This is a genomic window from Paraburkholderia silvatlantica, assembly GCF_003096715.1.
In the GTDB taxonomy this organism is placed as follows: domain Bacteria; phylum Pseudomonadota; class Gammaproteobacteria; order Burkholderiales; family Burkholderiaceae; genus Paraburkholderia; species Paraburkholderia silvatlantica.
The window spans coordinates 55,829-74,591 of the sequence record NZ_QEOL01000008.1 but is presented as its reverse complement, the minus strand read 5'-3'; the positions used below and the strand labels follow the sequence as shown (position 1 = coordinate 74,591).

13 protein-coding genes are annotated in these 18,763 nt (G+C 64.3%); 4 read left to right on the top strand and 9 right to left on the bottom strand.

The features are described from left to right. Positions 1–9: 9 nt before the first annotated feature. Positions 10–258, bottom strand: coding sequence for a hypothetical protein (locus tag C7411_RS13050; protein WP_110384707.1), 249 nt, complete (start codon positions 256–258; stop codon positions 10–12). Positions 259–521: 263 nt separating this feature from the next. Next, positions 522–1,850: an omega-aminotransferase AptA gene (gene aptA, locus C7411_RS13045; protein WP_110384706.1), complete on the bottom strand. Its 1,329-nt coding sequence runs from the start codon at positions 1,848–1,850 to the stop codon at positions 522–524. A gap of 172 nt (positions 1,851–2,022) precedes the next feature. Between aptA and C7411_RS13040 the strand changes: the two genes are divergently transcribed. Further along, positions 2,023–3,426 carry an aminotransferase-like domain-containing protein gene (locus C7411_RS13040; RefSeq protein ID WP_110384705.1) on the top strand — a complete coding sequence of 468 codons (1,404 nt, stop codon included), beginning with the start codon at positions 2,023–2,025 and terminating at the stop codon, positions 3,424–3,426. Between the two features lie 9 nt (positions 3,427–3,435). On the opposite strand, the gene C7411_RS13035 is transcribed toward C7411_RS13040, so the two are convergent. The 5 genes from C7411_RS13035 to C7411_RS13015 form a co-directional block, all read right to left on the bottom strand. Beyond that, positions 3,436–5,811 (bottom strand): DNA polymerase II, encoded by a 2,376-nt coding sequence (locus C7411_RS13035; RefSeq protein WP_110384704.1) that lies wholly within the window; start codon positions 5,809–5,811, stop codon positions 3,436–3,438. Between the two features lie 84 nt (positions 5,812–5,895). Further along, entirely contained in the window at positions 5,896–6,513 is a 618-nt protein-coding gene (locus C7411_RS13030) for a LysE family translocator (RefSeq protein WP_110384703.1), read from the bottom strand. Between the two features lie 231 nt (positions 6,514–6,744). Continuing rightward, the gene (locus C7411_RS13025) at positions 6,745–8,199 is read right to left on the bottom strand and encodes a DUF2252 domain-containing protein (protein WP_110384702.1); all 1,455 of its coding nucleotides are present in this window, start codon (positions 8,197–8,199) and stop codon (positions 6,745–6,747) included. A 3-nt stretch (positions 8,200–8,202) separates the two neighbouring features. Then, the gene (locus C7411_RS13020; protein ID WP_110384701.1) at positions 8,203–9,948 is read right to left on the bottom strand and encodes a SulP family inorganic anion transporter; all 1,746 of its coding nucleotides are present in this window, start codon (positions 9,946–9,948) and stop codon (positions 8,203–8,205) included. Continuing rightward, positions 9,945–10,106, bottom strand: coding sequence for a hypothetical protein (locus C7411_RS13015; RefSeq protein ID WP_243413138.1), 162 nt, complete (start codon positions 10,104–10,106; stop codon positions 9,945–9,947). The genes C7411_RS13020 and C7411_RS13015 overlap by 4 nt, the downstream gene beginning before the upstream one ends. A 531-nt stretch (positions 10,107–10,637) precedes the next feature. Here C7411_RS13015 and C7411_RS13010 point away from each other — a divergent pair. Genes C7411_RS13010 through C7411_RS13000 form a run of 3 tightly spaced genes read left to right on the top strand, consistent with a single transcriptional unit; the run spans position 10,638 to position 16,250 of the window. After that, on the top strand, positions 10,638–11,672 hold the full coding sequence (locus tag C7411_RS13010) for an efflux RND transporter periplasmic adaptor subunit (RefSeq protein ID WP_243413137.1): 1,035 nt from the start codon (positions 10,638–10,640) through the stop codon (positions 11,670–11,672). Beyond that, positions 11,669–14,749: an efflux RND transporter permease subunit gene (locus C7411_RS13005; RefSeq protein ID WP_110384700.1), complete on the top strand. Its 3,081-nt coding sequence runs from the start codon at positions 11,669–11,671 to the stop codon at positions 14,747–14,749. Before C7411_RS13010 ends, C7411_RS13005 begins: the two co-directional genes overlap by 4 nt. After that, a complete protein-coding gene (locus C7411_RS13000; RefSeq protein ID WP_110384699.1) occupies positions 14,736–16,250 on the top strand; it encodes an efflux transporter outer membrane subunit in 1,515 nt (504 codons plus the stop codon). The genes C7411_RS13005 and C7411_RS13000 overlap by 14 nt, the downstream gene beginning before the upstream one ends. Positions 16,251–16,258: 8 nt before the next feature. Here C7411_RS13000 and C7411_RS12995 read toward each other — a convergent pair whose 3' ends face one another. Together C7411_RS12995 and C7411_RS12990 are read right to left on the bottom strand one after the other, a co-directional pair. Further along, a complete protein-coding gene (locus C7411_RS12995; RefSeq protein ID WP_110384698.1) occupies positions 16,259–17,215 on the bottom strand; it encodes a cation diffusion facilitator family transporter in 957 nt (318 codons plus the stop codon). Positions 17,216–17,313: 98 nt separating this feature from the next. Next, positions 17,314–18,729 (bottom strand): basic amino acid/polyamine antiporter, encoded by a 1,416-nt coding sequence (locus C7411_RS12990; RefSeq protein WP_110384697.1) that lies wholly within the window; start codon positions 18,727–18,729, stop codon positions 17,314–17,316. Positions 18,730–18,763: the final 34 nt, after the last annotated feature.

Sequence of the window (18,763 nt, the reverse complement as noted above, 5' to 3'; positions counted from 1 at the left end):
TCAAGAATCCTATTCTTCTGGCTGCACGTCGGCCACGTAGCGGCGCAGGCAGGCGAGCAGCGCGGCTTCTTCGGCGCGGCTCGCCTCGTCGCTGGCCGAACCCGCGTCGCGCTCTTCGCCGAACATGGCCGCGGGCGCGGGGATCGTGTCGACCACGCGGCCGTCACGGATCACACGGATTTGATGGGTCGCTTCCCCATACTCGGCGATCCAGTGGATGCCCTCGATATGCGTGCCGACGCGGACTGGCATCTTCATGAGATTCCCTCCTGGCGAGCGCACTCGGTCGATGCGCGCTCGCCGCAATCGCGTTCGTTATGGCGGATAGGGCAACGATACGCCGATGGCGCCTTGCGTGCTTGAACCCGGTCCTCGTGCGTACGGCTGCGCAATCCCGTTGCCTGGGTACGGCGTGGATCCAGCAGCGCAAAAAAGAACAGGCGGCCCGAACCCGGGCCGCCCTTGCGGCGGATTACCAAATGAAAGCAGGCGCGAGTATGGGGTTGCTCACGCCTTGCGCGTTACTGCACCGTGGCGAGCACGTCACGCACCGTGCCGAACAGGCGTGCGATTTCCTCTTCGGTCACGATGAGCGGCGGCGAGAACGCCAGAATGTCGCCCGTGAAGCGGATCAGCACGCCCGCCTCGAAGCACTTCACGAAAACCTCGTAAGCGCGCGCGCCCGGCGCGCCGTCGCGCGAGTCGAGTTCGACGCCTGCAACGAGGCCGAGATTACGCACATCCTTCACGTGCTTCTCGCCGCGCAGCGCATGCGCGGCGGCCTCGAACTTCGGCGCGAGCGCTGCGGCGCGCTCGAACAGGCCCTCGCGGCGATACAGGTCCTGCGTCGCGATCGCGGCAGCGGCAGCGAGCGGGTGCGCCGAATAGGTGTAGCCGTGGAACAACTCGATTGCGCCCTGCGCGCCGCTGTTGACGATCGTGTCGTGGATCGTGCGGCTCGCGGCCACGCCGCCCATCGGCACGGCGGCGTTGTTGATCGCCTTGGCCATGGTGAGGATGTCGGGCGTCACGCCGAAATACTCGCTGGCCGTGGCCTTGCCGAGGCGGCCGAAGCCCGTGATGACCTCGTCGAAAATCAGCAGGATGCCGTGCTTCGTGCAGATCTCGCGCAGACGCTGCAGATAGCCTTGCGGCGGGATCAGCACACCGGTCGAGCCCGCCACGGGCTCGACGATCACGGCGGCGATGGTCGAGGCGTCGTGCAGCGCGACGATGCGCTCGAGGTCGTCGGCGAGATGCGCGCCCCAGGCCGGCTGGCCTTTCGAGAACGCGTTGTGCTCGAGATCATGCGTGTGCGGCAGATGATCGACGGCGGGCAGCAACTGGCCCGAGAACGCCTTGCGATTCGGCGCGATGCCGCCCACCGAGATGCCGCCGAAGCCCACGCCGTGATAGCCGCGCTCGCGGCCGATCAGCTTTGTGCGCTGGCCTTCGCCGCGTGCGCGATGGTAGGCGAGCGCGATCTTGAGTGCAGTGTCGACCGACTCCGAGCCGGAATTCGTGAAGAACACGCGATCGAGCCCGGCCGGCATGATTTCCGCGATCTTCCGTGCCGCCTCGAACGCGAGCGGGTGGCCCATCTGGAACGTGGGGGCGAAGTCGAGCGTCGCGGCTTGCTGGGCGATGGCCGCGACGATTTCCTCGCGCGCATGGCCCGCGTTCACGCACCAGAGGCCCGCGCTGCCGTCCAGCACTTCGCGGCCGTCGGTCGTGCGGTAGTACATGCCTCTCGCCGATTCGAGCAGGCGCGGCGCGGCCTTGAACTGGCGGTTGGCGGTGAAGGGCATCCAGAACGACGAGAGATCGTCGATGACGGGGCGCGAAGTCATGCGTGCTTCTCCTCAGGTGGGGTTGGCTCAACTGTAGCGCCGAGGCTTGAACGACGGCATAGACAGTCTCTATACTGATCTGCAAACCGTGCTGGACAATTCTCGCCAACTGTATTGGTCGGCGGCTTCGACCCGTACGGGTTTTCCCTCGCACTATACGCTTGCTTTTCCCATGATCGAACTCGAACTGGAGCGCGGCCGCGGCGTCACGACGACGCTTGTCGAGCAGCTCGTGCAGGGCTTCACGCGCGCGATCGAAGCGCAAACGCTGCGCGCCGGGGCGCTGCTGCCCTCGGTGCGGCAGCTCGCGCAAACCCACGAGCTATCGACCTATACCGTGACCGAGGCGTACAGCCGCCTCGTTTCGATGGGCTTCGTCGTCGCGCGGCGCGGCTCGGGCTACCGCGTGGCGCCCCGCAACGAGTCGGCGCGGGCGAGCGCGACGCTCTGGCAGCCGCCCACGCTGACGGCGACCTGGCTGCTCTCCGACGTGTTCGCCGACCATTCGGTGCCGATCAAGGCGGGCTGCGGCTGGGTGCCGGGCGAATGGATCAACGAAAGCGGCCTGCAGCACGCCTTGCGCGCCATGAGCCGGGTGCCGGCCGTGCGGCTTGGCGACTACGGGCACCCATACGGTTACGCGCCGCTGCGCGAGCGCATCGCGGCGCAGCTGGACCGCCAGGGGCTGCCTGTGGAGGTGTCGAACGTCCTGCTCACGCAGGGCGCGACGCAGGGGCTCGACCTCATCGTGCGGACGCTGCTGAGGCCCGGCGACACGGTGCTCGTGGAAGACCCCGGCTACTGCAATCTGCTGCAGATTCTCAAGCTCGCGGGGCTCACGGTGCACGGCGTGCCGCGCACGCCCGCCGGGCTCGACATCGAGGCGCTCGAGCGCCGGGTGGCGGCGCACCAGCCGAAGGCGATCTTCGTGAATACGACGCTGCAGAATCCCACCGGCGCGACGTTTGCGATGTCCAACGCCTTCCGCTTGCTGCAGATCGCCGAGCGCCAGCGCATGTGGGTCGTCGAGGACGATGTGAGCCGCGAGCTTGCGCCGCCCGGCGCGCCGCTGCTCGCGGCGATGGAAGGCTTGCAGCGCGTGCTGTACGTCGGCGGCTTTTCGAAGACGGTCACGCCTTCGCTGCGTTGCGGCTATGTGGTCGCCGAGCGCGATGTGCTGCGCGAGCTCGCGCGCGCGAAGATGGCGGTGGGGCTCACGTCGTCGGAGACCATCGAGCGCATCGTCGACAAGGTCTTGCTCGAAGGGCGCCACGCGCGCCATGTCGAACTCGTCAACGAACGGCTGAAGGCCGCGCATGCATGCGTGGAGGAGCGGCTCGACGCGCTGGGGCTCGAGATATTCCACCGGCCGCGCGCGGGCCTCTTCGTGTGGGCGCGCCTTGCCATCGAACCCGAACGGGCCGGCGCGATCGCCACGGCGGCGTTGCGCGACGGCATCTGGCTGGCGCCCGGCTCCTATTTCAGGCCCGACGACGAACCGAGCGCGTGGTTTCGCTTCAACGCGCCGTATTCGACGGACGACGCGCTGTGGCGGTTTATCGAGCGCGCACGCTAGGGCGCGCGTTCAAAACAAACTCTGCTGCCCCGACATCAGCGTATCGAAATCCTCGCGCAGGAAGGGCAGGATTGCGTCCGCAACGGGCTGTAGCTGGCGGCTCACATAGAACGCGTAGTCGAGCGGCGAACCCAGCGTTTCGAGCGGCTCGGGGCCGGCGGTCGTCATCACGTAGCTGATCCAGCCGCCGTTCTGATACTGGAGCGGGCGGCCTTTCGCGCGATTGAACTCGTCCGCGACGCGCGCCGCCCGCACGTGCGGAGGCACGTTGCGCCGGTACTCGACGAGCGGCCGCCGCAAGCGCTTGCGGTAGACGAGCTGGTCGTCCAGTTCGCCATTGAGCGTGCGCCGCACATAGTCGCGGATGTACTCTACATAGGGCTCGCGCTGGAAAATGCGCCGGTATAGCTCGCGCTGGAACTCCTGCGCGAGCGGCGTCCAGTCGGTGCGCACGGTCTCGAGGCCCTTGAACACGACTTCTACGCCGCCGTTTTTCGCAAGCGTGAGGCCGGCGTAACGCTTTTTGCTGCCTTCTTCCGCGCCGCGCACCGTGGGCATGAGAAAGCGCGAGTAATGGCGTTCGAACTGCAGTTCCAGAGCGCTTTGGAGACCGAAGCGTTCCTGCAGTTCGGTCTTCCACCAGGCATTGACGTGCTCGACGAGCTGCTTGCCGGTTCGCGCGGCGTCGGCTTCGCTGTGCGCGTGCTTGAGCCAGACGAAGGTCGAGTCGGTGTCGCCGTAGATCACGTCGTAGCCTTGCGCCTCGATGAGCTGACGGGTTCTGCGCATGATCTCGTGTCCGCGCATCGTGATCGAAGAGGCGAGGCGCGGGTCGAAGAAGCGGCAGCCCGTTGATCCGAGTACGCCGTAAAACGCGTTCATGATGATCTTGAGCGCCTGGGAAAGCGGGGCGTTGTGCTGCCGCTTCGCCTGTTCGCGGCCCTCCCATACCTGCCGCACGATTTCCGGCAGACAGTGCTTCTCGCGCGAGAAGCGCGCGCCGAGAAAGCCGGGCACGGACGCTTCGTCGCCGGGGCTGCCCAGACCTTCGATGAGCCCGACGGGATCGATCAGGAAGGTGCGGATGATCGACGGGTAGAGGCTCTTGTAATCGAGCACGAGCACCGAATCGTAGATGCCGGGGCGCGAGTCCATGACGAAGCCGCCGGGGCTGGTTTCGCCCGCCACGTCGCCGAGATTCGGCGCGACGTAACCGAGCCGATGCATTTTCGGCAGATACAGATGCGTGAACGCGGCCACCGAGCCGCCGCTGCGATCCACGGGAAGCCCCGTGACGGACGCGCGCTCGAGCAGAAAGGCCATCAGCCCGGTTTTCTCGAAGACGCGCGTCACCAGCTCGCAGTCCTTGAGGTTGTAGGTGGCCAGCGCGGGTTTGTCTTCGTCGAAGCGGCGCTGGATCTCGTCCATGCGCTGATACGGATTGTCGATCGACTTGCCCTCGCCGAGCAGCGCCTGCGCGACGTATTCGAGGCTGAACGACGGAAAGCTCCAGGTGGCCGAGCGCAGCGCCTCGATGCCGTCGATGATGAGGCGGCCCGCGGCGCCTGCGAAGAAGTGATTCTCCCGCATGCCGTGCTCGCGCCACTCCATGACCTCGCCGCCGCGGCCAAGACGCAGAGGCACGCCGGTTTGCTGGGCGTGCGCGTGCAACACGCGCAAATCGAACTGCACGAGATTCCAGCCGATGATCGCGTCGGGATCGTGCTTCGCCATCCAAGCGTTGAGGCGTTCGAGCATCTGCGCGCGGCTTTCGCAGTATTCGAAGTCGAAGTCGACCTGGCTCGCGTCGCCATTTGCGGGGCCGAGCATATAGACCTGGCGTTGTCCGCAGCCTTCGAGCGCAATCGAATAAAGCTCGCCCTGCGCGCTGGTTTCGATGTCGAGCGATACCCGTTTCAACTGCGGGCGATAGCCGTTGGCGGGTTTCATCTCGCCGTCGAGCAGCACGCCGCTTTCGCCCTGGCTACCCGCATCGCCGCGAAACAGCACGGGCGCCGTGATGAAGCGCTCCATCATGTAGCGCTCCGGCGGCTGGATATCGGCTTCGTAGACGTCGACGCCCGCTTTGGCGAGGCGCTTTGCGTTCCCCGCCAGGGCGCGGTATTGCGGCGAATAAAGCCCCAGCACCGGGCGGCGCTGGAAGTCGCACAGATTCAGCGGGCGTAGCTCGGTGCGTGCGTCGCCTTTCAGCGCGGCGCGGGCCTCGGCTTCCTGGGCGGCCGGCACGAATGCGACAGAGGGCTGGGGACGCAGGCGCAGCTGGCGCGGCCCCGCGTCGGTCGCGAGCCAGAAGTCGACCTCGGTGTGTTCGCCTGTATCGCGCCAATGGCGGGTGAGAATAAAACCCGCTTCAAACTCAGACAAAGTGTGACTCCGCCGCCCATGTTTCCCGGTTGCGATTGTAGCGTTTGAAGCGGTATTTGAACCGGGAAAGGGCGGCGGCCCGTCTTAATGTTGCAGCAGGTGCACGAACATCGGGTACAGCGAAACGAGCAGCGAAAGCGCCATGAAGAGATTGAAAGCGCGCAGCCGCCGCGGATTCGACAGAAAACGCCGCATGCCCGTGCCGAACGCGGCCCAGATGCAGATGCAGGGCAGGCCGATCACATAGAACAGGAAGGCCATCGCCATCGTATTGGTGCCGAAGTTCGCGGAAAGGCGGATCGTGGTGGCGGCCGTGAGCACCATCATCCACGCCTTGGGATTGACCCACTGGAACGCGATGGCCTCATGAAAGCGCATGGGCCGGTGCTCGCCGCGCTTCACCTTGAGGTCTTCCGAGGTGCCGATTTTCCACGCGAGATAAAGCAGGTACGCAATGCTCACGATCTCCAGCACGGTATAGAGCGACGGGACGTGCCGGAACACCTGGCCAAGCCCGAAGCCCACCGAGAGCATGAGCACGACAACGCCCGCGCTAATGCCGAGAATGTGCGGCACTGTGCGACGAAAACCGAAGTTGACGCCGGAAGCGAGCAACATGGTGTTATTGGGGCCGGGCGTGATGCTCGTGACCACGACGAAGAGCATGCCGGCGGGCAGCGCGCTGAGCATTTCGGGCAGCATGATGCGAGGGGCTCCGGAAAGAGAAAACAGAATCGACGGAACCAGTTTATCGACTGTCTTCGGTACAGTACCGGTACAGTTGTGGAGACGCTGAACAGTACGGGTCAGGGCGCGATGGCGGCGTGTGGTACTCGCTGAACCGGCGCGCAGGCTGCGAGGGCCGCCGCGAGGGCCGAATACGCCCGTTTTCGCAGGCAACCAGGCCCTTGATCGGTAAGGGGCGCTCGAATCCTATTGACGAATGACCTGAATGCGTCCCGCCTTGACTGCCGCTTTCAAAACTGCCCAGTCTGTTTCATTTTGTTCTGCGTAGGCGAGCGAGAAGCGCACGATGGCTTCGTCGAATGCCGCCGACTTGCCGGCATATCCGCTGAGCAACGCGGGATCGCCTGCCTTCGCCATCGAATGGGCCAAAGCGTGGGCGCAGGAAACCGCATACTCGCCGAGATCTTCAACGTCGAATGTCGTGAAGTCGAATGCGCCCTTCATGTCGCGCAATTGCCTCACATAGAAGTCGTTGCCGGTGTGGCGCATCTTGGACCAGCCGAGGAAAATGTCACTGGCAGACTGCAGCAGACGCTGCCCGTTGACCACCCGTTGACCATGATTGGGGTAGCGGCTCGGCGGCAGATAACCCTCCAGTACGGAAGCACGTGCCTCCTTGAGTTGAAGGAAAAGCGGGCACTCGCCGTCGGCCATGAAAAGCGCCTCATAGCAACGCGTTCCGACCGACCCGATGCCGACGACACGAATGGCGACATCCACCAGTTCATATCGATCGAACAGTGCGCGCCTGTCGTCGGGAAGCGTCAGCCGGTAGTCGGCGAAGAAGCGCCGTACCATCGCGTCGTACTGCTTGCTGTCATGCGGGCTCTCCAGCGGTACGTGGTACACGAGCGGAGGGACTTCCTTGATCCGCAGCTTGCCATTGATTATCTCGGTCGCATGACTCATTACGGAACGCGACGACTGTTGGCTCGCCTTTTCGATGACGGCCAGTTCCTTCTTCCTTTCGTCGACCGAATCGGCAATGGCCAGCATGCTCGCCGCCTTGAACTGGCAGTACCAGACGTCGAGCGTGTCCATGCGGCTGAAGTCGGCGAGCCGTTGGCGGAACGTTCCGCACAACCGGCGCACGATGCCTTGCTGGTCACGCAGGCCAAAGCCGCGTTCGCGCGCAGCGATCGCAAACGATGTCGCGAGTCTGCGCACATCCCAGTCGAACGGTCCAGGCAGCGTCTCGTCGAAGTCGTTGGGGCCGAAGAGAATGCGCCGCTCCGGGCTTGCGAACAGTCCGAAGTTGGCCAGATGCGCATCGCCACCCAATTGCACGATCACGCTGGAATGTGGCAGCCTCGACAGATCGTATGCCATGAGCGGCGCCGCACCGCGATAGAACGCGAACGGACTCGCGACCATCCGTCCATAACGGATGGGTATCAATTCCGTCACCCGACCCACATTGGAAGCGTCGAGCAGTGCGATCGGGTCGCGATCGGCAATCTTGCATTCGGCGAGCTTCTCGCGCGGCGTTTCCCGGCGAGCCGCCTTGCCCCGTCTGACGCGATCGGCGAGCGAGCCACGCCCCGCAAATAGTGTGGATGGGTCTTCCTGCACTGCCGGTGTAGCCGGGGCAGCGAGATCCGCTCCGGAGGCGGCGCGCTTTGCGTTAGCGGAATCAGGCACGCATCACTCCTTGTTCGATTCAAACGACCCGCCCTGAGAAGATGAGGAAGTAGGCGGTGGAAGTTCGCGTAGTGCTTCGATTGCGGCCTCGACTGTTGCAAAGACCTCGCGATGCACGCCGGTCATACGCAACGCCTTGTACCGCTCGATTTCGTGTCGGACGCCTGTGGGGAGGGCGACCGCGGCTATGCCCACGCCGTGCTTGTCGAGCTCGCCGCCCAGCTGAATCAAGGTCTTGCCTGCCGTGTAGTCGATGTTGTTGATCTCCGATGCGTCGATCACCACCCAGCGCAGTCCTGGACTCGCTTCGGTGACAAGCTTCAGCACCTCTTCCGTGAATCGGCCGGTGTTCGCATAGAACAGGTCTGCTTCGAAACGGTAGACGACGATACCGGGCGCGGCGAGCAGATTGGGCTCGACATGTCGCGCGATCCAGCTATCGCCGGGGCCTGGCGTTAGCACCCGGGTCCGCAAGCGGTAGCTGTGGCGCGCATGCGCGATCAGTGACAGCACGACGGCAGCAAGAATGCCGTGCATCACGTCGACGAACACGACTACGCCCGCGGTCAGCAGAGCCACGACCAGCTCGTCCTTCTGCATGCGGTACAGTTCGGCCATGCCTTTCACGTCGATCAGTTTTACGCCGATCATGAACACGATGGCCGACAGCACAGCGGCAGGAAGCAGACTCAGCGGTTTCGTGAGAAATAGCAGCACCAGCAGCACGATAGCGGCTGTCGTGAGGTGGGCGACCTGGGTGCGGCCGCCCGCGTCGTCGAGCATCTCGGTCTTGGTCGGGCTGCCGTTCACGACGAACGTTCCCGTGAAAGCCGCTGCCGCGTTGGCGGCCGCGAGCCCGATGATATCGGCGTTGTCGTCGCCCCTCTCGTTATAGCGGTTGGCGTACGCGCGTGCCGTTGCCGCGCTCTGGGCAATGATGACGATGAAGCATGAGGCTGCCGTTACCAGGACCTGGTTGATCGCGCCCATATGCAACGGTGGAAGGAACAATGACGGGAGTCCACCGGGCACTTCGCCCGTCACCGCGATGCCATGTCCGGCGAAATTGAACACGCCGCTTGCCACGATGGAGCCGATCACGGCGATCAGCGCACCCGGTGCGCGAGGCACGAAGCGCTTGCAGCCGACGATCACCACGAGCACGCCGATCGAGAGCATCGTGGTCGGATAGTTCGCCTCGGCCACGCGTTGCAACGCGGATGCGACCTGCATCAACGGACCATGCCCCTGCCTGGCGAGCCCGATCAGGCCGGCAAGCTCGCCTGCCGCGACCTGGATGCCGACGCCGGTCAGGAATCCGATCAGCGCACTGCGGGAAAGAAAGTCGGCCAGAAAACCCAGACGAAAAACACGCGCGATCAGCAGCATCACTGCGACCGTCAAGGCAACGCTACTCGTCAGGGCGACATAGTCCTTGCTGCCTGCCGCGGCGACGGCCGTCAACGTACCCGCGAGAATGGCGGCAGTCGCGGAGTCGGCCGCGACGACCAGTTGACGCGACGCACCAAAGAGCGTGAACGCCACGAGCGGCAGCAGGATCGTATAGAGGCCCGTAACGGTGGGCGTGCCGGCAATTTTCGTGTATCCCATTACTTCAGGAATGCCGAGTGCCGCCAGCGTGATCCCGGCGATGATGTCGTGCGGCAGTTGCGCGGGATCGAAGGGCAGAAGTCCTTGCAGGAAAGGCAGATGAGGCAGGCGGTGCGGTGCAGGAGCGGCGGGTTTCATGGTGCGGCCGAGTTGCCGGACTGATCGAGCGCGATCAGCCCGAGGGTGGCGCCGCCCAGCAGCATGACGAGAAGGCCGATTGTGTGATGCGCGCGGCGGCGCCATTCTCGAATACGGATGACCCCAAGACGAGGTTCATCGACACGGAAGATCCACATGGTTACCTCGGATTGTTGATCTGATCGAGACAACAGCGAACCTGATGCCACGCCAATACGCTCTCGCTTTTTGTGCCCATAGTCAATAGTAGTCAGGAGCCCAATGTATCGGGCGGGCGAGCGGCGCCGCCGCCGTCCGGTAAGCTTTGAATGCATCGTGACGGGAATCGGCCGGCGCTTCTGCGTACCTCTGAGGCATAAGTTGCTCCGCCTGCTCGATTAAAATGGGGGGCAATCGAGGCGGCGAAAGGTAGTTTGCCTCCGGCGCAGCCATTGCGCGCAAGCGTGACGCGTTCAAAATTCGTCCCGAGAGAATCCGTTATGCTCACTTCGCGTCAGATCGTTTGACTTTTGCATCGGTCATTCGCTGTGCAACGTTAGCTAACGCGTGTACGCGCATTCGGCCGGCCGATGACGAGACAACTGATTGCGAGGGCAAGAATGAGCGGTCAGGATGCCTTTTCAGATTCAATCGCAAACGCAAGACCGGGGATGCAGCGGTCCGCGTGCGCTCGTCGTTGCGCGTGCGCCGTGCTCGCTGCCGCCGTGCTCGCGGCCTGTGGCAAGCCCGCGCCAACCGCGCAAAAGAGCGAGCCGCGCATGGTCGAACTGGTCAGCGTCGGGACCAGCGCCGCGAGCGCATTGCGCGTGTTCTCCGGTCAGGTCGAGACGACCAATGTTTCCGCCATCGCATTCGAAGTGCCAGGACGCGTCGTGCAGATCGCGGTGCTCGACGGCGCGCGCGTACGGCAAGGCCAACTGCTCGCCCGCGTGGACGACGAGCCCTACCGGCTTCAGGTGCAGCGCGCGGACGCCCAATACAATCAGCTGGCCGAAGACCTCAAGCGCAAGTCCGCGCTGCACGACGAAAACATTCTCTCCGGTGCGGCCTACGATCAGTTGAAGGCCGCGGTCGAGATGGCGCGCGCGCAACGCGATCTCGCGCGCCGCGACCTGCGCAATACCCAGCTACTTGCGCCGTTCGACGGCCGCATCGCGCGGCGGACCATCGAAACGCAGCAGGTGGTGCAGGCAGGCGCTCCCGTCTTCACGCTCGAAGCGACTGCGCGGCTGGAAGTGGGCGTGGCGCTGCCGCAGAACGTCGCCGAAACGCTTCCGTTCGGCAGCGCGCTGCGGGCGCGGGCGTGGCCGCCCGATCGGCCATCGACGATCTTTCCGCTCGTGTATCGCGAGCACTCCACCGTTTCGACGCCCGCGGGCAGTGTGTATCGCCTGCTGTTTTCGCTTGCGCGGCCCGAGCAGCTTACGCTGCTGCCCGGCATGGCGTTGCGCGTGAGCATCGACGTGCCGGCCTCGGCTGCTGCGCAGTCGTCCTTGACCGTGCCGGTGAACGCGTTGACGGTTGCCGCGGACGGCAGCCGCGCGGTCTGGAAATATGACGCTCAAACGCATCGCGTGCAGCGCACGGCAGTCGAACTGCACGAGATCCGGCAGAACGACGCCGTGGTGAGCGGGGCGTTGCGTGCAGGCGATCAGGTAGTGGCCGCCGGGTCGCAGTTCGTGTCCGAAGGCGAAGAAGTTCGCCCACTGGAAACGAACCCATGAACCTGGCGCGAGCGTTAATCGAGAAGCCCCTGATTGCCTGGACCCTTGCGCTGGTGTCGTTGATCGGCGGCATCATCGCGTACATCGACATCGGGCGGCTCGAAGACCCGAAGTTCACGATCAAGACCGCCGTGGTGGTGACGCTGTACCCTGGCGCGAGCGCGAGGCAGGTCGAAAGCGAGGTGACTGACCGCATGGAAAGCGCCGTTCAGCAACTGGAGCAGGTCGATTTCATCCGGTCGCGTTCGATGGCGGGTTACTCGGAAGTCCGGGTGCAGATTCGCGACCAGTATGCGTCGAAGGTGTTGCAGCAGGTCTGGGAGCAGTTGCGCCGCCAGGTGAACGACGTGACGCCGCGTTTGCCGCCGGGAGCGGGGCCGCCTATCGTGTTCGACCGCTTCGGCGACGTGTACGGGATGTTTTATGCCATCACGGGCAAGGGCTATTCGCAGTCGCAGTTGTTCGACTACGCTCGCGACCTGCGCAAGGAGTTGCTCACCATTCCGGACGTGGCCGATATCGTCATCGCCGGCAATCAGCAGGAGCAGGTCACGATCACGGCCGACCAGTCCTTGCTGGTCGCAAACAATCTTTCGTCGGACGACATTGCGCAGGCGCTCGGCGTGCAGAACGAAATCCGCAGCGCGGGACGCGAGCGCGTGGGCGACCAGCTCATGCGTCTTTCCCCCACCGGCACGCTCGACACGCTCGCCGCCGTTCGCGCGTTGCCCATTGGCACGACGCCAGGCGAACTGCAGCTTGGCGACGTGGCCCGGGTCCGTTTCGGCTACGCGAGCGTGCCCACGCAGGCCATCCGCTATAACGGCCAGGATGCCTTGACAATCGGCATTAGCGCGCGCTCGGGCGTGAACGTCGTGAAGGTCGGCGAGGAAGTGAAGGCCAAAATGCAGGCGCTCGAACGCGCGAGGCCGCTGGGCATCGAGTTGCATGTGCTTTACGATCAGCCCGAAGCCGTCGATGCGGCCGTGCGCGGCTTCGTGTTCGACGTCATGCTCTCCGTCGGCATCGTGACGGTGGCACTCGGTATCGGGCTGGGATGGCGCGCCGGTGTGGTGCTCGGCATCGAGCTGTTCCTCTCGATTCTCGGCACGCTGTTCGTGATGTACGCGGCGGGTATCGAATTGCAGCGTATTTCGCTCGGCGCGCTGATCATCGTGATGGGGATGCTGACCGACAACTCCATTGTCGTGTGCGAAGGCATGCTCGTGCGCGTGCAAAGGGGCCTTTCGCATGTCGAGGCCGCGGCGCAGGTGCTCAAGCAGGGGCAGTGGCTGCTGCTGGCTTCGACGGTTGTCGGCATTCTCGCGTTTTCAGGCATCGGCATGTCGCCCGATGCGGTGGGCGAGTTCTGTGCTTCGCTCTTTGCGGTCGCGGCGATCTCCCTGTTGCTGAGCTGGGTCATCGCAATCGCGCTCACGCCGTTGCTTGGCTATTATTTCTTCCGCAAGGCGCAAGGGGAGCAAAAGGACCCGTTCGATGCGCCGCTGTATCGCCGGTATGGGCGGCTGCTCGGATGGGTCGAGCGCCGGCGCGTCTGGGTCATCGCCTCGATGGTGGTGCTGTTCGTAGTTTGCGTCTGGGGCTTCCGGTTCGTCGAGCAGAGTTTCTTTCCGGCGTCCACCAATCCGATTTTTTACGTCGATATGCGTCTGCCGCGCGGCGCCGACATTCGCACGGTCATGGAGCGAACCAAAGGCCCCGAGAAACTGTTGCTCGCGCAACGAGGCGTGGTGAACGTCGGGACTTACATCGGCGGCGGGGCGACGCGTTTCATTCTGGTCTACGACCCCGAGACCCAGGACCCGTCGTACGCGCAGTTCATCGTGACGATGGACGACGCTTCGCGCATCGACGGCATGATCCCCAAACTCGATACGGAACTGCGCAAGCGCTTTCCCGACGTGAGCTGGTCGGTCACGCGCCCGAACTTCGGGCCTTCCAGCGGGCTGCCGATCCAGGCGCGCTTTCTCGGCCCGGATCCCGCGGTATTGCGCTCGCTGGGCGCACAGGCCGAGGCCGTGCTGCACCGGGACGCAGGTTTGCAATCGATACGCAACGACTGGGAAAACCCGGTCAACGTGGTGCGGCCGGTATTCGACGACACGCGTGCCCGCGCGCTCGGCGTGACGCGGCGGCAGCTCAACGACACGCTCGCGTATGCCACCGAGGGCCTGCGTGTGGGGATCTTCCGCGACAACGACCTGCTGCTGCCGATCGTGCTCAACGAGCCTTCCAGCGAAAGCGGCATCGAACGCGTGGCGGGCCTGCAGATCTTCAGCCTCGGCCAACGGCGCTACGTTCCCGTGGCCGACGTGCTGACCGGTATCACATACGGCACCGAAGACGGCCTGATCTCGAGGCGCGACCGCATTCGCACGCTGACCGTATCGGCGGGCACGCGCTATGGCGAAAACAGCGTGGCGGCATTCGATCGCATTCGCGCGCCGGTCGAGGCGATCCGGTTGCCGCCCGGTTACCGGCTCGAGTGGGGCGGCGAGTACGAGTCGTCGAACAAGGCGAAGGAAAGTCTGTTCCGTCAATTGCCGATTGGCTTTGCCGGCATGCTGCTGCTCGTGTTGTTCATGTTCGGGCGGCTCAAGCCCGCGCTCATCGTGCTGCTCGTCGTGCCGATGTCGATCTGCGGCGTGACGATCGGGCTGCTGCTCTTTCGCGGTGCGTTCGGCTTCATGTCGCTGCTCGGGCTGCTCAGCCTCATCGGCATGCTGATCAAGAACGGTGTCGTGCTCGTCGACGAAATCGATCTGCAGATCGCCTCCGGCGTGCCGCGCATGCGGGCCGTGATCGACGGTTCCAAGAGCCGCCTGCGCCCGGTCGCGCTCGCGGCGGGCACGACGATACTCGGCATGGTGCCGCTGCTTTGGGACCCGTTCTTCAAGGATATGGCGATCACGATGATGGCGGGGCTCGCGTTTGCGACGGTGCTGACCATGGCGGCGGTACCCGCGCTCTACGTGCAGTTCTTCTCGATCCGCAGCGACGAGATAGCGCCGCGCAATTCGAACGGCGCGCACGGAGCCCATCATGAAACGCGGTGAGGTTCCGTTTGCGGCGAATGCAACGCCGGGCGCGTGGCCGGCCGTGCGACGCATCGCCCCCGTGCTGCTGGCGGTGTTCGCCGGATGCAGCGGCCCGTTGAAACTGGATCGCCCTCCCGAGCTGCCCGCGCAATATCAATCGAACGAAGCCGATACTGCGAACGCGCAGTCATTCGACGAAACCCAGCTTGCGAACTGGTGGCTTCAGTACGACGACCCTGCGCTCGACACGCTGATTCAACGCGCGCTGGCGCACAACTACGATTTGGCGCTCGCGGCTACGCGCGTGGACGACGCGCATTCGAACATCCTCGCGGCGCGCTCGGCGTTGCTGCCCACCATCGGCGTGGGTGTGGAGGCCGCCAAATTCCACGGCGGCGAAACGCAGCTCGAATTCGCGAAGTTTCTCGGCATCACCGATCTCGATGCGCAGTTCTGGCGCGTGGGCTTGCAGACGCAGTGGGAAATCGACGTATTCGGCCGCGGACGCGCGCGTCTTGCCGCCGCGCGCGCGATGACGCTCGCGGCGGCGGGCGATGCGCAGGCCGCGCGGCTCGCCGTGGTCGCCACCGTGGCCGACGCCTACATGACCTACCGCGGGTTGATCGAGCAGCGCCGCTTGATTGTGCAAAGCCGCGAGATCGCAGCGGACTTCGTCGTGATTGCGCAGCACAGTTTCCTGGCCGGCGTGGTGTTGAGTACCGATATCGACGCGGCGCGCGCGGCGCTGGCGCAGGTTCAGGCGCGCGAACAGGAGGTCAATAGCGCAATCGTGGCGGCGCGGCTTGCCATCGAGCAGATTTGCGCGGCGAGGCCAGGCGAACTGGCAGACGTGCTCGACGAGACCACGGGCCTGCCGCACGCGCTGCCCGCCATCGCGCCGGGGCAGCCGGTCGATTTGCTCGAACGGCGTCCGGACCTGATCGCCGCGCGCGACCGCCTGTTCGCGAGCCTGCGTCAGGCCGACGTCGCGCGCCTGAACTACTGGCCGACGTTCTCGTTGAGCGCCGTGCTCGCCCGCAATGGCTGGGAAATCGCCGGGCAGTCGCTCGGGACGAGCACGTTATGGCTGTTCGGCGCGGCGGCGGTGATGCCGCTCATCGACTTCGGCGCGCGCGAGTCGCGCGTGCAGGCAACTGACGCCCAGGCGCGCGCAGCGGAAATCGCCTATGAGAAGGCGGCTAGCGGGGCGCTGTTCGACGTCGAGCAGGCGCTCACGCGTCTATCGCGGCAGACGCAGCTGCAGGCCGCGCGCAATGACGAGGTGGCGCAGCGCCGCACGCTGCTGGGCAAGGTGCAAACGCAACTGCGCGTGGGCGAGGTGGGGCGCATGGATGTCGATCGCGCGCAGCTCGCGCTCGCCGACAGCGAGGCGGCGCTGGTGCGCGAGCGGGTCGGCGAACTGAGCGCGCAGATCGCGCTCTTCAGAGCGATGGGAGGCGGCTGGGAAAAAACGGGGACGCCGCTGGAACTGTCGCCCTCGTTGAGTGCGTTCTGGTGAGGCGCGTGTCATCCCGGCTGGCGTCCGTCTTCCCAGCGCGGGTCCGCGGTGATCTGCACGGTGAGGCGGTTTTCCAGCGGGTTCGCGCTGAGCGTTTCCCAGATGCGTTCGCGCAATCTGTCCTGCGAGGCGAGGTCGTTTAACGCGGACGCCGCGCCGACCAGCACGCTGACTTCGACGAAATTGCGCCGGCCCGCCTGAATGACATGCGTGTGATGGCGCAGAATGCCAAGCTCGCGTTCGAGCTTCGATAGCGCTTTCTCGATCTCCGCACGCGGATTGTTCTCTTCGGGGCTCATATGCAGCAATTCGGCAAAGCTGGTGCGCACGATTTTCACGGGCGCCGAGAGAAATATCAACGAGAGCCCCGCGGTCATGGCACTGTCGACATAGCGCGCCCATAAATCCTGAAAGTTTTCGGGCAATAACGAATAGACAAAAAAGCCGAGCAGCGTGGCCGCGCTGAATGAGAATTTCATGATCCATTTCCAGCCGTCGGTTTTGAGCAGCTTGGAATTGATTTGCGCGGCCGCGCGCTTCTTGTAGACCACCATGGCAAAGCAGATCACGCAACTCGCGACGCTGATCAGGATCACGCCGTGCGCATCGACCACGTGGCCGCCCGACCGTATCCCTTCCAGCCCGTTCACGAAGCCATACACGCAAACCAGCAGCATCATGAGACCGTTGATGCCGTTCACGAGCGGTTCGAGGAACCAGTAGCCATATTCGAAACGCGTCGTCGCCGGCCGGCTGATCACGGTGGCTGCGAGCAATCCAAGCGCGGAACTCACGAGATTGAGCAGATAAAAAATGGCGGTCAGCAGCAGCGTATCGGATTGCACGATGAAGCCATAACCGACGTTGGCCGCGAAACCGAGGCACACGACGTAGATGGAAATCTTCATCGCGCGCTGCTCGACCGCTGCAAGCTGCGCCTTGCGCAAAGCGTAGCTGATAGGCATGGTTCCTCGCTGTCGAACGTTGGGATGCCGCAATGGCGGCGATGAGGCGAAACGCAGTCACAAGGCCGATGGATACGGGCGGGCGCAATGGCGCGCGGCTAACGCCATGCGGAGGGGCTCAGCCCGAAGATCGCGGCGAGTCCACCGCCCATCACCACGAGAAATGCGCACCACTCGGGCCGGGAAAAAAACGCTTGCCCACGCTCGCGCCGGGCCCAGATGTACAGCAGGCTGCCGGGCCCGTAGAGCAGCGCAGACATGACGAGCAGTTCCACCCCGCAAGCGTAAAGGAGGAACAGTGTATAAATCGTGGCGATGCCCGCGGTGGCATAGCGCTGCATGCGCGTTCGCGCGCTCATGGCCGACTGCGGCAGTGCGCGGATGGCCTTGAGTCCGAAGGTCGCCACGAAAAAGTAGGGGATGAGCGCCATGGCGCTCGTGAGGCGCAGCATGAGCGAGAAGGCGTCAGTGGACCAGTACGTGCTGATGACGAAGGCCTGCACGACGCCGCTCGTGAGCCAGATCGCGGCGGTGGGAAGCTGCCGCGCGTTGCGGCGTGCGAAGATGGCGGGCATGGCGTCCGCTTTCGCGCTGGCGTACAGCACTTCCGCGCAGATCAGCGACCATGCGAGATAGGCGCCGAGCACGGAGACGATCAGCGCGCCGCCGATGAACACCACACCTCGCGGACCGATGACGGCGCCCAGCACCGACGCCATCGAAGGTTGCCGCATGGCGGCGATCTCCGCGCGCATGAGATGCGCGTAGGGCAGCAGTGTCACGAGCACGAGCAGCAACAGCACGAAGGCGAAGCCGAGTACCGTGGCGGCACCCACGTCCGAGCGCTTTTTCGCGTAGCGCGAATACACGCTGGCTCCTTCGATGCCGAGAAACACGAATACTGTCACGAGCATGGTCCCTTTGACCTGCGGGACAAGCCCGCTCGTGCTTTGAGCGAGATTGTCCGTAAATGGCTCCGCGCCGGCATAGACACTCAAAATGCCGATAAAGACGAAAATCGGCAAAATCTTGACGACGGTGAGAATCGCATTGATGAGCGTGGCCTGCCGAATGCCCCGCAACAGCATCCAGTGAAATGCCCATATGCCGACCGACGAAACCGCGATGGCAATCGGCGTATTGCCGTTTCCAAATGCCGGCACGAATGCGCCGAGCGTGGATTTGATCAGCACCCAATAAGAGACATTGCCGAAGCAACCGGCCATCCAGTACCCGAACGCGGAAAGAAAGCCGGCGTAGCCGCCGAAGCCGTCGCGAGCATAGGCGAAGATGCCGGAGTCGAGGTCGGGCCGGATTTCGGCGAGCAGCTGGAAGACGCGGGCCAGCATATACATGCCGCCTCCCGCAATGCACCATGAGATGACGGCGGCCGTCGGTCCCGCTTCGAGTGCGAAGTTGCGCGGCAGCGAATAGATGCCGGCGCCGACCATGGATCCCACGACCATGGCCGTCAGTACCGGCAGCGACAATTTCTGGTCATCCGTCGATTTCATGTTCGAGCCTTTTTCTGATCTCTGACCGGTCCGT